The sequence below is a fragment of the Streptomyces hokutonensis genome (assembly GCF_000376565.1).
GTDB lineage: Bacteria > Actinomycetota > Actinomycetes > Streptomycetales > Streptomycetaceae > Streptomyces > Streptomyces hokutonensis.
The window spans coordinates 124353-137305 of the sequence record NZ_BARG01000029.1 but is presented as its reverse complement, the minus strand read 5'-3'; the positions used below and the strand labels follow the sequence as shown (position 1 = coordinate 137305).

11 protein-coding genes are annotated in these 12953 nt (G+C 69.5%); 4 read left to right on the top strand and 7 right to left on the bottom strand.

Going from position 1 to position 12953, the window contains the following annotated elements; translation table 11 throughout:
* Window positions 1–27: 27 nt before the first annotated feature.
* Window positions 28–1233, bottom strand: coding sequence for a signal recognition particle-docking protein FtsY (gene ftsY / locus SSP08S_RS16710; RefSeq protein ID WP_026178553.1), 1206 nt, complete (start codon window positions 1231–1233; stop codon window positions 28–30).
* Between the two features lie 177 nt (window positions 1234–1410).
* Between ftsY and SSP08S_RS16705 the strand changes: the two genes are divergently transcribed.
* Window positions 1411–2382 (top strand): LLM class flavin-dependent oxidoreductase, encoded by a 972-nt coding sequence (locus SSP08S_RS16705; protein WP_019068753.1) that lies wholly within the window; start codon window positions 1411–1413, stop codon window positions 2380–2382.
* Window positions 2383–2445: 63 nt separating this feature from the next.
* A complete protein-coding gene (locus tag SSP08S_RS16700; protein WP_026178552.1) occupies window positions 2446–2805 on the top strand; it encodes a hypothetical protein in 360 nt (119 codons plus the stop codon).
* A gap of 114 nt (window positions 2806–2919) precedes the next feature.
* Here SSP08S_RS16700 and SSP08S_RS16695 read toward each other — a convergent pair whose 3' ends face one another.
* The 4 genes from SSP08S_RS16695 to SSP08S_RS16680 form a co-directional block, all read right to left on the bottom strand.
* Window positions 2920–4341 (bottom strand): sugar porter family MFS transporter, encoded by a 1422-nt coding sequence (locus SSP08S_RS16695; protein WP_019068751.1) that lies wholly within the window; start codon window positions 4339–4341, stop codon window positions 2920–2922.
* A gap of 220 nt (window positions 4342–4561) precedes the next feature.
* Window positions 4562–8194, bottom strand: coding sequence for a chromosome segregation protein SMC (gene smc, locus SSP08S_RS16690; protein WP_019068750.1), 3633 nt, complete (start codon window positions 8192–8194; stop codon window positions 4562–4564).
* A 216-nt stretch (window positions 8195–8410) separates the two neighbouring features.
* A complete protein-coding gene (locus tag SSP08S_RS16685; RefSeq protein WP_019068749.1) occupies window positions 8411–8611 on the bottom strand; it encodes a hypothetical protein in 201 nt (66 codons plus the stop codon).
* 392 nt (window positions 8612–9003) lie between these two features.
* Window positions 9004–9285 (bottom strand): acylphosphatase, encoded by a 282-nt coding sequence (locus SSP08S_RS16680; protein WP_026178551.1) that lies wholly within the window; start codon window positions 9283–9285, stop codon window positions 9004–9006.
* 155 nt (window positions 9286–9440) lie between these two features.
* On the opposite strand from SSP08S_RS16680, the gene SSP08S_RS16675 reads away from it, so the two are divergent.
* Window positions 9441–10676, top strand: a complete 1236-nt coding sequence (locus SSP08S_RS16675; RefSeq protein ID WP_019068747.1) for a CAP domain-containing protein — start codon at window positions 9441–9443, stop codon at window positions 10674–10676.
* A gap of 87 nt (window positions 10677–10763) precedes the next feature.
* Entirely contained in the window at window positions 10764–11165 is a 402-nt protein-coding gene (locus tag SSP08S_RS16670) for a winged helix-turn-helix transcriptional regulator (RefSeq protein WP_019068746.1), read from the top strand.
* Here the strand turns inward: SSP08S_RS16670 and mutM are convergent.
* Together mutM and rnc are read right to left on the bottom strand one after the other, a co-directional pair.
* Window positions 11162–12016 carry a bifunctional DNA-formamidopyrimidine glycosylase/DNA-(apurinic or apyrimidinic site) lyase gene (gene mutM, locus SSP08S_RS16665; RefSeq protein ID WP_019068745.1) on the bottom strand — a complete coding sequence of 285 codons (855 nt, stop codon included), beginning with the start codon at window positions 12014–12016 and terminating at the stop codon, window positions 11162–11164. The genes SSP08S_RS16670 and mutM overlap by 4 nt on opposite strands.
* A gap of 80 nt (window positions 12017–12096) precedes the next feature.
* The gene (gene rnc, locus SSP08S_RS16660; protein ID WP_019068744.1) at window positions 12097–12942 is read right to left on the bottom strand and encodes a ribonuclease III; all 846 of its coding nucleotides are present in this window, start codon (window positions 12940–12942) and stop codon (window positions 12097–12099) included.
* Window positions 12943–12953 lie beyond the last annotated feature (11 nt).

Sequence of the window (12953 nt, the reverse complement as noted above, 5' to 3'; positions counted from 1 at the left end):
ACCAACCCGCAGCGAACAAACAGCCCATCAGTCCCCAATAAGGGCATCGACAAACGCCTCCGGCTCAAAGGGCGCCAGATCATCCGCCCCCTCACCCAGCCCGATCAGCTTCACCGGAACGCCGAGCTCCCGCTGCACGGCGACAACGATCCCCCCCTTCGCCGTACCGTCCAGCTTCGTCAGCACAATGCCCGTGATGTCCACGACCTCGGCAAAGACCCGCGCCTGCACCAGCCCGTTCTGCCCGGTCGTCGCGTCAAGAACAAGCAGCACCTCGTCGAGCGGCGCATGCTTCTCCACGACCCGCTTGACCTTGCCGAGCTCGTCCATGAGCCCGGTCTTCGTGTGCAACCGCCCGGCCGTGTCGATGAGGACGACGTCGACCCCCATCTCCTTGCCCTCCTTCACCGCGTCGAACGCGACGGAGGCAGGGTCACCGGCCTCGGGCCCGCGCACGGTGTGGGCCCCGACCCGCTCACCCCAGGTCTGCAACTGATCGGCGGCGGCGGCCCGGAACGTGTCGGCGGCACCGAGCACGACGGTACGGCCGTCGGCGACAAGCACCCGGGCCAGCTTCCCCGTGGTGGTGGTCTTGCCGGTGCCGTTGACCCCGACGACCATCACGATGCCGGGCTTGCGGTCCTCGGGCTCGGTCTTCACGGTCCGGTCGACATCGGTGCCGACCAGCTTGAGCAGTTCCTCGCGCAGCAGGCTGCGCAGCTCCTGCGGGGTCCGGGTGCCGAGCACCTTCACCCGCTCGCGCAGCGCGTCGACCAGCTCCTGGGTGGGCGCGACGCCGACGTCCGCGGTGAGGAGGGTGTCCTCGATCTCCTCCCACGTGTCCTCGTCGAGGTGCTCGCGGGACAGCAGCGTGAGCAGCCCCTGGCCGAGCGCGTTCTGCGAGCGGGAGAGCCGGGCACGCAGCCGGACGAGCCGTCCGGCGGTCGGCTCGGGGACCTCCAGTGCGAGGGGTTCCTCGACCACTGGGGGTTCCTCGACGGCGACCGGGGCCGAGCCGTCGGGGAGGTCCACCTCCTCTATGGTCCGGCGCGCTTCGTCGCGCGGCGTCTCGGCCTCGTCGCCGATGTGCGGCTCGGCCGGCGGGGCGGTGATGTCGGGCACGGAGGTGGGCGGCGGGGGCAGCGGCTTCTTGCGCCGGCTGCCGACGACGAGCCCGCCGAGCGCACCGAGCACGACCACGGCGATGACTACAGCAAGGATGACGGTTTCCATAACCCACCCAGTATCAGCCATGGGCCTGGCCGGGGCCCAGCGCGGGCGCGCGGCCGGGTCGGCGGCGTCGGTGTCGCCGTCACCCTCGCCCGGCCCCGAACCGCCGCAGTCATGCCCATGGCCATCTGACATACCGTCAGCTAACGTCCCCCACCACACACGGAAGGGGGACCTCCCATGCCCGTCTCGGTCGTCCGCTTCAACCTCGTCGAACCCGGCGCCACCCCCGCCTCGCTGAGCGCCCGCTACCGGGCCGCCCTGGAGATGGCCGCGTACGCCGACGAACACGGGATCACCACCGTGCAGACGGAGGAGCACCACGGGGTCGCCAACAACTGGCTGCCCTCGCCGTTCGCCTTCGCGGGCGCGGTCTTCGGCGCGACCCGGCACATCGCGGTGACCGTCTCGGCGGTCATCGGCCCGCTGCACGACCCGCTCCGGCTGGCCGAAGACGTCGCCGTACTCGACCTGTTGAGCGGCGGCCGGCTGGTGACCGTCGCCGGGATCGGCTACCGCCCGGAGGAATACGCCCAGTTCGACGTGGAGTGGAAGCAACGCGGCAAACTCCAGGACGAGTTGCTGGAGACGGTCCTGAAGGCGTGGTCCGGCGAGGAGTTCGAGTACCGGGGCCGTACCGTACGGGTCACCCCGCGCCCCTTCTCCGATCCGCACCCCCTGCTGCTGGTCGGCGGCTCCTCGAAGGCCGCCGCGCGCCGGGCCGCCCGACTGGGTCTGCCCTTCTTCCCGAGCGCGCATCTGCCGGACCTGGAGGCCTACTACAAGGACCGGCTGGTGGAGTACGGCACCGAGGGCTGGACGATGATGCCGGGCCCGGAGACCCCGCTGCTGCACATCGCCGAGGACCCGGACCGGGCCTGGGCCGAGTACGGCGCGCACTTCCTGCACGAAGCGCGGATGTATGCCTCCTGGCAGTCCGGGGAGATCCGCTCGGCGGTGAAGTCGGGGGCCACGACTGTGGCCGAGCTCCGCGCGGAGGGCGTGTACCGGATCCTCACTCCGGACCAGTGCGTGGCGCTGGGCCTCGACAATCTCGTACTGCATCCGCTGGCGGGCGGGATGCCGGTCGACGAGGGCTGGCGCAGCCTGCGGCTGTTCGCGGAGCGGGTGCTGCCGGTGCTCGGGGAGTGAGCAGGGAGTGACTCTTACCCGTAACCGGTGGACCGGCCGGTCCACCGGTGGTCCACTGCGGTCATGACCTTGGCAGTGGATGTGTTCCTGCGTGACGCGAACGGCCAGTGGAACGTGCTCGACGTTCCGGAGGGATGCAACGACTCGGCCGGCTTCGAGAACTGGCGCGAGACCGTGTGGGGTTCTCCGGCCGTACGGTCGCTCGGCGCCACGTATCTTCCCGTGCTTGCCTCCAGCGACCTGTACGTCGAGGCCTCGGACGTGCCGGAGTTCCTGCGCGAGGTCGCGCTGCTGCGGGAGCATCTCGACGCCGTCGCCGCGGCCGTGGGAGAGGCTCCCGACCTGGTCGGGAGCCGGCTGGACAACATCGAGTCGGCCGCCCTGCGCGCCCGGGAGATCGGCGGCGGCGTCCTGATCTGGTGAGCTCACCGACGTAGGGCGGAAGGGGATTCGGGGAGACGGGCGGCGGGGGATGAAGCCCGTCTCCCCGAGCTTGCGGGGACCCGCCTTCGCGGGCCCGGTTCGCGGGAGGGCCGGTCAGCCCATGTCCTCCAGCTTCTTGCCCTTCGTCTCCTTCACGAACTTCAGGACGAACGGGATGGAGAGCGCCGCGAAGACCGTGTAGATCACATAGGTCGCGGAGAGGTTCCAGTCGGCCAGCGACGGGAAGCTCGCGGTGATGGCCCAGTTGGCGATCCACTGCGCGGAGGCGGCGACACCGAGGGCGGCGGCGCGGATCTTGTTCGGGAACATCTCGCCGAGGAAGACCCAGACCACGACACCCCAGGACAGGGCGAAGAAGAGGACGAAGACGTGGGCCGCGATCAGCGCGGTCCAGCCCTGCGCGGCGGGCAGCTTGCCGTCGACGAGGTCGTAGGAGAAGGCCCAGGCCTCCAGCGCGAGACCGACGACCATGCCGACCGAGCCGATGAGGGCCAGCGGCTTGCGGCCGACGCGGTCCACGAAGATCATCGCGATCACGGTGCCGATGATGTTGATGATCGACGTCGTGAAGGAGTAGAAGAACGACTGCGTCGGGTCGACGCCGACCGACTGCCACAGCGTCGAGGAGTAGTAGAACGCGACGTTGATGCCGACGAGCTGCTGGAAGGCCGAGAGGCCGATGCCGACCCAGACGATCGGCTTGAAGAAGAAGCCGCCACCGCCGAGCAGGTCCTTGAAGGTCGACTTGTGCTCGCTCTTCATCGCGTGCTCGATCTCGGCGACGCGGGCGTCCAGGTCGATGTCGTCGCCCTCGACCTCACGGAGCACGTCGTGGGCGCGGCTCAGCTTGCCCGCGGAGATCAGGAAGCGCGGGGACTCGGGGATCGCGAAGGAGAGCAGGCCGTAGAGGACGGCCGGGACCACCATGACGCCGAGCATGACCTGCCAGGCTTCCAGGCCCATGAGCTTGCCGCGCTGGTCACCGTCGGCGGCGTTCAGCAGACCCCAGTTGACCAGCTGCGAGATCGCGATGCCGATGACGATCGCGGCCTGCTGGAAGGAGCCGAGCCGGCCACGGTAGGCGGGCGGGGAGACCTCGGCGATGTAGGCGGGGCCGATGACGGAGGCCATGCCGATGGCGAAGCCGCCGATGATCCGCCAGAAGGCGAGGTCCCAGAGCGCGAAGGGCAGCGCCGAACCGACGGCGCTGACGGTGAACAGCACGGCGGAGATCTGCATACAGCGGATACGGCCGATGCGGTCGGCGATCCGGCCTGCGGTCGCGGCGCCGATGGCACAGCCGATCAGGGCGATGGCGATGACCTGCGCCAGGACCGTGGAGCCCACGTCGTAGCGGTCACGGATCGCCTCGACGGCGCCGTTGATCACGGAGCTGTCGTAGCCGAAGAGGAAGCCGCCCATCGCGGCCGCCGCCGCGATGAAGATGACGTGCCCGAGATGCTCGGGATGAGCCGACCCGGCTCCTGACTGTGATGCCTGCGCAGTGCTGGTCACGTGTAACTCCTGAGGCCACCGGCGTCGCTGCCGGGGTGCGGGGGGCGACCCTTCCAGTGGCGCACAGCTTCCCGCTGCCCACCACCTGAAGGGAAAAGCAACGCTGAAGAGACTATGCCTTCAAGTTTCGAAGTCAACAGGGGGTCTCTGTGACGTTCAACGCCGCAAGTGATCGCATTGAGTTCAAAGCTTGAACATAAGAGGGAGGGAGGGTGGAGGTCTAGCGAAGGCGCTGGGAGATGACCTTCGAGACCCCGTCGCCCTGCATGGAGACGCCGTACAACGCGTCGGCGACCTCCATCGTGCGCTTCTGGTGGGTGATCACGATCAGCTGCGAGGCCTCCTGCAGCTCCTGCATGATCCGGATCAGCCGCTGCAGGTTGGTGTCGTCGAGCGCCGCCTCGACCTCGTCCATCACATAGAACGGACTGGGCCGCGCCTTGAAGATCGACACGAGAAGCGCCACGGCGGTGAGGGACCGCTCACCGCCGGAGAGCAGGGAGAGCCGCTTGACCTTCTTGCCGGGCGGCCGGGCCTCCACGTCCACACCCGTGGTGAGCATGTTGTCGGGATCGGTCAGGATCAGCCGTCCCTCACCACCCGGGAACAGCCGGCTGAACACACCCTCGAACTGGATCGCCGTGTCCCGGTACGCCTCGGTGAAGACCTGCTCGACGCGCTCGTCGACCTCCTTCACCACTTGAAGCAGGTCGGCACGGGTCTTCTTCAGGTCCTCCAACTGCTCGCTGAGGAACTTGTGCCGCTCCTCCAGCGCCGCGAACTCCTCCAGCGCGAGGGGGTTGACCTTCCCCAGCTGCTGGTACGCCCGCTCGGCCGACTTGAGCCGCTTCTCCTGCTCCGCGCGGTGGAACGTACGGGGCTGGTTGCGCGGGTCCTCCGGATCCTCCGGCAGCACCTCGCCCTCGGCGGCGAGCGAGGGCGGCACGAGCTGATGCGGCCCGTACTCCTCGATCAGCCCCGCCGGCTCCACCCCCAACTCCTCCAGCGCCTTGGTCTCCAGCTGCTCGATCCGCATCCGCTTCTCGGCACCGAGCACCTCGCCCCGGTGCACCGAGTCGGTCAGCTTGTCGAGCTCGCCCTTGAGGTCACGCCCCTGGTTCCGGGCAGCGGTCAACTCCTGCTCGCGGCGCGCCTTGGCGGCATCGGCGGCGGTGCGCTCCTCGTCGGCACGGCTCAAGGACACCTCGACATGCGCGAGCAATTGCCGCGCCCCGAAGGCAACGGCCTCCGCGACGGCCGCCTCGTGCCGCAACCGCGCGAGCCGCTGCTCCGCCCGAGCGCGCGCGTCGCGCTCCGCTCGGGCGGCACGGTCGAGGGAGTCGGCGCGGCCTGCGAGGCCTTTGACCCGCTCTTCGTGCGTACGGACCTGGAGGCGGGCCTCCATCTCGGTCTGGCGAGCGTTGGCACCATCGGCGGCGAGGCGGTCCCGCACGGAGGTGTCGGGCTCCTCCTCTACCGGCATCTCCTCGGCGACGGCCAGTCGTTCGGCGAGTACTTCTGCCTCTTCTACGGCCTTGTCGAGCGCGTCCTGCGCCCGTGCGGCGGCAGCGGCGGACCGTTCCGCCTCACCCGCGGCCCCGCGCGCCTGCCCGGCGAGCCGCCCCAACTGCTGCGCTACGGCCGACTTCTCGCGCTCTGCCGCCCGGCGCCGCTCCCCCAACTCCTCGACCAGTGCGGCGCATTCCTTGCGGCGCTCGGTCGCGGACTGCTGGGCGGCGGTCAACTCCTCGCAGCGGACGGCGAGTTCCTCGAGTTCGGCTGCGGCTTCGTCCACCGATGCCTGGACTTCGAGGAGGCTGGGGGCGCCGGCGGAGCCGCCGTGGGCGAAGTGGGCGCCGAGCAGGTCGCCTTCGGCGGTCACTGCGGTCAACTCGGGGTGCGTGTATACGAGTTGTTCGGCGGCTTCGAGGGTGTCCACTACGACGATGTTGTGGAGGAGGCGGCGGATTGCGGGGATGAGGTCGGCGGGGGCGCGGACGAGGTCTGCCGCGAAGGGTTGTTGGGCGGGTGCGGACCCGTTGTGGCTGGGCGCGCCCTGCGGCGGAGCCGCAAATGGATGCTGCCCCGCGCCCCTAAGGGGCGCCTCAGTGGGCGGCGTCGAAGAGGCAGCGGCGTCTCCCGCCAGTAGCAAAGCAGCCCTGCCCCCATCCTGCTTGCGCAGCAAGCGGATTGCGTCGGCCGCCGACGACGGAGTTGTCACCGCGATCGCGTCCGCCGCCGCCCCGAAGGCTGCCGCCAGGGCGACCTCGTGGCCCGGGGTCACTGTGAGCAGTTCCGCTGCCGGGCCCAGCACGCCCGTGAGGCGGTCCCGCGCGCCGAGCAGTATCCCCGTGCCGTCCTTGCGGCGCAGGCCCAGTGCCAGGGCGTCGCGGCGGGCCTGGGTGGCGGCGCGCTGGCGTTCCGCCGTGGTGGCTGCCTCGCGGGCGGCGGACTGGGCGGCTTCGGCCTCCGAGAGCGCGGCCCGGGCGGCCTTGTGCTGCTCGGAGAGTTCCTCGTCGCCGGCGTCGAGGCCGTCGACCTCGGCCTGGAGGGTCTCGTACTCCTCCTGTGCGGTGGTCGCCCGTTCCTGGGCCTCGTCGCGGGCGGAGGCGAGGCGGTCGATCTCGGCCTGGGCGGAGGCGGCGCGTGAACGGGCCGCGTTGACCTGGCCGTTGAGCCGGGCGAGGCCCTCGCGGCGGTCGGCGATGGAACGGGCGACGTCCTTCAACCGCCGTTCCTCGGCGGTGAGTTCACGCTCCAGTTCGGAGCGGTGGGCGACCGTGTCCTCCAGGGCGTGCTCGGCCGCCTCCAGGGCCGCTTCGAGCTCGGCCTCCTGCTCGCGGATGCGGGCGGCCTCGCGCTCCATGTCCTCGGGGTCACGGCCGCGCCGCTCCTCGGGGGGCGCCGAAGTCGCGCTCTTCACCCGGGCGTCGGCCAGCGAGATCGTGCCGCGCACCCGCTCGGCCAGCTGGGACAGCTCGTACCAGGTCTGCTGGGCGCGCTGGAGGCGCGGGGTGAGCTGCCGTACCTCGTCCTCCAGGAGCCCTTCGCGCTGGAGGGCCTTGCGCAGCTCCAGTTCGGCGGCTTCCTTGCGTTCCTTGAGCGCGGCCTCGTCGGCGATCTCGGTGTTCAGCGCCTGACGGAGTCGTACGAGATCGTCGGCCAGGAGCCTCAGGCGCGCGTCCCGGAGATCCGCCTGGATGACGGCGGCCCTGCGCGCGACCGCGGCCTGGCGGCCCAAGGGCTTGAGCTGGCGGCGGAGTTCGTCGGTGAGGTCCTGCACGCGGGCGAGGTTGGCCTGCATCGCGTCCAGCTTGCGGAGCGCCTTCTCCTTGCGCTTGCGGTGCTTGAGGACACCGGCCGCCTCCTCGATGAAGGCGCGGCGGCCCATGGGGTCGGCGTGCAGGACGGAGTCGAGCTGACCCTGGCCGACGATGACGTGCATCTCGCGGCCGATGCCGGAGTCGGAGAGGAGTTCCTGGATGTCGAGGAGGCGACACGTGTCGCCGTTGATCTGGTACTCGCTGCCGCCGTTGCGGAACATGATCCGCGTGATGGTGACCTCGGCGTACTCGATGGGCAGCGCCCCGTCGGAGTTGTCGATGGTCAGGGACACCTCGGCGCGGCCCAGCGGGGGGCGGCCGGTGGTGCCGGCGAAGATGACGTCCTCCATCTTGCCGCCGCGCAGCGACTTGGCGCCCTGTTCGCCCATGACCCAGCTGAGCGCGTCCACCACATTGGACTTGCCCGAGCCGTTGGGACCGACGACACACGTGATCCCCGGCTCGAACCGGAGCGTGGTCGCCGAGGCGAACGACTTGAACCCCCGCAGGGTCAGGGCCTTGAGGTGCACGGCGCTGGACTCTACCTTCCGCTGCTCGCTCTCTCCATGAACGTCCGGTTCCCCGCGGTTTCGCCCTTGAACGTGCAGGGCACACCAAACGTTAAAGAGGGTGGAGGCTTGCGGGGGAAAGAAAGAAGGGACGCCGAAGCGTCCCTTGCAAACTCTGACAACTTAGCGGTTGATACAGGCCGCCCAACCACTGCTTGTCATGATGCGGTGCAGTGATCAGGTGAGCGCGGGCTCCGCCTGGCGTGCGTCGAGCTCGAGAAGCGAATCGTGAGTTGCGGCAGCCGTCAGCGCGTCGTTCTCTTCCTGGATCCGTACGAGCTCGGATTCCAGGTCCTGGACGCGCTGCTGGAGCCGTCGCATCTCGGCGAGGAGTCGCGGGTCGGAGCCGCCGACGTAACCGAGAAGCGCCTTTGCCATGATGGATGGTCCTCCACACTGAGTGACCGACCGAAGCGGTGTGGGTCGTGAGGGAATCGCACCCGCGATGCTTGACACACTCGAGGGTTGCTCTGCTGTTCTTCCATGCCAAACAGCTAAGGTGCGCGGGGTTTTCAGCGTCTCACCAAAATGTTTGACGGTCAACACGATCACGCCCCGTATTGGCGGGCAACCCGGGGCTGCGCGGCCCTGACCGGGCGGCGCTGCGGCTCCTGCGGGGCCTGATGGGACTGGCGATCATCCTTAGGTGCGGAGCCTGCCAGAGCGAGCCGTTCTTGGCAACCACCAGGCCATTTCTGCTGTGGGCAGGTGCCGGTGGCATGTCCCTCCGCTTCCGCCAGGGCCGCTTTACACCTTTTCGGAGAATGTGCTCAGCGGATCGCGAAGCCGTCGTAGCCGCCCCGAGGTGTGTCCCAGATCTCGGTCACGCCATCCACGCGCCCGGGCGTGTCGTGACCCCGGAGCCAGTCGAGGAGTCCTTCGCAGCCCTCGCGCGATCCCTCCGCGACCACTTGCACGCGTCCGTCGCCCAAATTGAGAGCAAAACCACTCAGGCCCCCGATCTCCAGAGCCTTGGCACGGGTAAACCACCGAAAACCCACACCTTGCACACGCCCTCGCACCCAGGCGACCAACCGCACATCCTCGCTCATGGCTGCAACCTAACCGGCCAATGTCTCTCGGGACACTTGCTCCCCACCCGGCATGCGGTACCGTCCGCCCCAATGAATCTCATATGAAACTCACTCGATCGAGTGAGCTGGGTCACCGCACGGACGAGTTGACCGCAAGGACGAAAGGCAAGGACATGGGACGCCACCGACGCTCCGCCGCCGGCCGCGCCGCCACGAGCCGCGCCACGGGGGTCACAGAGACGCACGGCTCATACACGAGCGGCTACGACCCGCACGACTCGTACGACTGGAACGACCGGGCCGACGCTTCCGGCTGGAATGCCGCCGACGGCTCCACGATCGGCATGGCGCCCTATCTGCACCCGGAAGGGCCCGCCGAGTTCCACCCGAACCACCAGGCTCACTCGAGTCACCAGCCTCAGGCGCACCACGAGGCACCTCCGAAGTCCGAAGCCCGGCTGCGGGCCGAGTCCCGCCTCAAGGCCGACACCCGGCTGAAGAGCGAGGCCTATCTCTTCGCCACCGAGGAGGACTACGCCGTGGTCTTCCCGGAGGCGGCCGCTTCCCGGGGCGACGGCTCACGCCCGGGCAACGGCCGTGGACGCCGTCGTAAGCGCAAGACCGTGACGCCGGTCAAGACGGGCCTGCTCGGGGTCTCCGCCGCCGTCGCCATCGGCACGGTGGCCGTCGCGACGGGCGCGATGCCGGGACTGGACAACTACAAGCTCGGCGGCGGCAACAACAGCGACAAGGTGCAGGCCGCCGGCTCGCCGTCCAACTCGGCGACCGAGCAGGGCGGTACCTCCGGCAGCGCGGAGTCCCGCGACTCCGGCTCGTCCACGAGCCGTGACGCGAACCGCGCGGCCTCCCCGTCGGCGGCTCCGACCAAGTCCGCCACCGCTCCCGCCACCAAGGCCCCGGCGAAGAAGCCGGCGGCCACCCCGACCGAGGAGCCGACGACCTCGACTCCCTCGGCGAAGCCCACCCCGACGCCGACGCAGTCCGCCAAGGCGCCGGTGACGGTCTCCGCGGAGGCCGCCGCCGAGGCCGAGGTGCTCAAGCTCGTCAACGAGCAGCGCGCGATCGCCGGCTGCACCCCGGTGGCCGCCAACAGTTCGCTGACCACGCTGGCCGAGAACTTCAGCAAGCAGATGGCCGACCAGGACTTCTTCGACCACACCGACCCCAGCGGGGCCACCCCGTGGGACCGGGCGGAGACGCTCGGCATCACCAACCTCGGCGGCGAGAACATCGCCCGCGGCCAGGCCGACGCGGCTGCGGTCATGGACGCCTGGATGAACAGCCCCGGCCACAAGGCCAACATCCTGAACTGCGACTTCAAGACCCTGGGCGTCGGTGTGCACTTCGGCACCGGCGGCCCGTGGTGGACGCAGGACTTCGGGTACTAGGACGACGCCGACAGGCACCGACAGGGAGCGCTAACCGACGGTTAGTGCTCCCTTCTGGTTAGCGCTGCGTTCGCGTACGCTGAAGAAATGGACACCACCGAGGAGCGTACGGAGGAGCAGAACCTCCCGTACAGCGTGTTCGCCAAGGCCTGCCCCTCCCGCGCCACCCTGGAGAACATCACGGGCCGCTGGGGCGGACTCACCCTGTGCGCGCTGCAGGAGGGCTCGCTGCGCTTCAACGAGCTGCGGCGGCGGGTCGACGGCGTGAGCGAGAAGATGCTCTCGCAGACCCTGCACACGCTGGAGCGCGACGGCCTGGTGCTCCGCGAGGCCCAGCCGACGAACCCGCCCCGCGTGGACTACGAACTGACCCCGCTCGGACGCGACGTCGCCGAGTATCTGAAAGAGCTCGTCGACTTCATGGAGAGCCGCATGGACGACGTCCTCGCGGCCCGCACGCGCTACGACGAGACGCGGGACGGCCGCTAACTCCTCGGCGCCCGCTGGCACTTCGGACAGAAGTAGCTCGACCGGTTCATCCACGCCTCCCGCTTCATCGGCGTACCGCAGCGCCGGCACGGCAGGCCCTCGCGGCCGTACGCGTCGAGCGAGCGGTCGAAGTAGCCCGACTCACCGTTCACGTTGACGTACAGGCTGTCGAAGCTGGTGCCGCCCACGTCGAGAGCCGCGGTCATCACATCCCGTGCGTGGCCCAGGAGTTCGGCGGTGCGCGGGCGGGTGAAGGTCGCGGTCGGGCGCTCGTAGTGGACGCGGGCCCGCCAAAGGGCCTCGTCCGCATAGATGTTGCCGACTCCGCTGATCAACGACTGGTCCAGCAGGGCCCGTTTGATGGTCGTGCGCTTGCGGCGCAGCGCCTGGTGGAACAACTCGTCGTCGAACAAGGGGTCCAGGGGGTCGCGCGCGATGTGCGCGATGACGTCCGGCAGCCCGTCCGGGGTGGTGTCGTGCAACGACAGCCCGCCGAAGGTGCGTTGGTCGACGAAACGGAGTTCGGTACCGAGCGTGTCGGCGAAGCGGACCCGGATGCGCAGGTGCTTCTCGTCGGGGAACTCGTGCCGCTGGACGAGGAGTTGACCGCTCATCCCGAGGTGGGCCAGCACCGCCTGGTGGGTGTCCTCCAGCGGCAGCCACAGGTACTTTCCGCGACGGCTGGGCGTGCCGATGCGATGCCCCTTCAGCCGGTGCGCGAAGTCGTCGGCGCCGGCGACATGGCGTCGTACCGCACGCGGATGCAGGACCTCGGTGTCGGTGACGGTGCGCTGGGCGACCCACCGCTCCAGACCCCGCCGGACGACCTCGACCTCGGGCAACTCGGGCATGGCATCCCCTGCTGGTCACGGGTGAATGAGCCGAGCGCCCGCCCCACTTCGGGGACGGGCGCTCGGGTCGCGCTGTTCGGTCAGGCGGACGCCGACGACTGGTCGGCGCTCTCCTCGGCAGGCTGCTCGGCGGCCTCGGCGGCGGTTTCGGCGGCCTGTTGCTCGGCCGTCTCCTTCGCCTTCTTGGCCCGCTCGTCCGCGTCGGCCCGGATGGACCGCCAGGCGGACTCGGCGGCCTGCTGCTCCGCCTCCTTCTTGCTGCGGCCGGTGCCGGTGCCGTACGAGACGCCTCCGACGCGGGCGGCAGCAGTGAAGGTCTTCTCGTGATCGGGGCCGGTCTCCGTGACCAGGTACTCGGGGACACCGAGTCCTTCGGTCGCGGTGAGCTCCTGGAGACTGGTCTTCCAGTCCAGGCCGGCACCGAGGTTCGAGGACTTCTCGATGAGCGGGTCGAACAGGCGGTGCACCAGTTCGGAGGCCGCGTCGAGGCCCTGGTCGAGATAGACCGCGCCGATCACCGCTTCAAGGGTGTCGGCGAGGATGGACGCCTTGTCCCGGCCACCCGTGCCCTCTTCGCCCCGGCCGAGCCGGATGAAGGAGCCGAGTTCCAGACCGCGACCGACCTCCGCCAGCGCACGAGAATTGACCACCGCGGCCCGCAGCTTGGCCAGTTGGCCTTCGGGCAGGTCGGGGTGGGTGGTGTACAGCGTGTCCGTGACGACGAGGCCGAGCACGGAGTCCCCGAGGAACTCCAGCCGCTCGTTCGTCGGCAGACCGCCGTTCTCGTACGCGTACGAACGGTGGGTCAGCGCACGCACCAGAAGGGCGGACTCGAGGTGATACCCGAGCCGCCCTTCCAACAGCGTGTGGGACGAGGCCGTGTCCGCCTGTTTCTTGGCGACTGAGTCCGCCTTGACGTCAGACATGGAGCCTCTCA

Bases quoted from the DNA above. Each gene is read 5' to 3' on its own strand.
- ftsY (WP_026178553.1), bottom strand. From the start codon at position 1,233: ATGGAAACCGTCATCCTTGCTGTAGTCATCGCCGTGGTCGTGCTCGGT.
- SSP08S_RS16705 (WP_019068753.1), top strand. From the start codon at position 1,411: ATGCCCGTCTCGGTCGTCCGCTTCAACCTCGTCGAACCCGGCGCCACC.
- SSP08S_RS16700 (WP_026178552.1), top strand. From the start codon at position 2,446: ATGACCTTGGCAGTGGATGTGTTCCTGCGTGACGCGAACGGCCAGTGG.
- SSP08S_RS16685 (WP_019068749.1), bottom strand. From the start codon at position 8,611: ATGGCAAAGGCGCTTCTCGGTTACGTCGGCGGCTCCGACCCGCGACTC.
- SSP08S_RS16680 (WP_026178551.1), bottom strand. From the start codon at position 9,285: ATGAGCGAGGATGTGCGGTTGGTCGCCTGGGTGCGAGGGCGTGTGCAA.
- SSP08S_RS16675 (WP_019068747.1), top strand. From the start codon at position 9,441: ATGGGACGCCACCGACGCTCCGCCGCCGGCCGCGCCGCCACGAGCCGC.
- SSP08S_RS16670 (WP_019068746.1), top strand. From the start codon at position 10,764: ATGGACACCACCGAGGAGCGTACGGAGGAGCAGAACCTCCCGTACAGC.
- mutM (WP_019068745.1), bottom strand. From the start codon at position 12,016: ATGCCCGAGTTGCCCGAGGTCGAGGTCGTCCGGCGGGGTCTGGAGCGG.
- rnc (WP_019068744.1), bottom strand. From the start codon at position 12,942: ATGTCTGACGTCAAGGCGGACTCAGTCGCCAAGAAACAGGCGGACACG.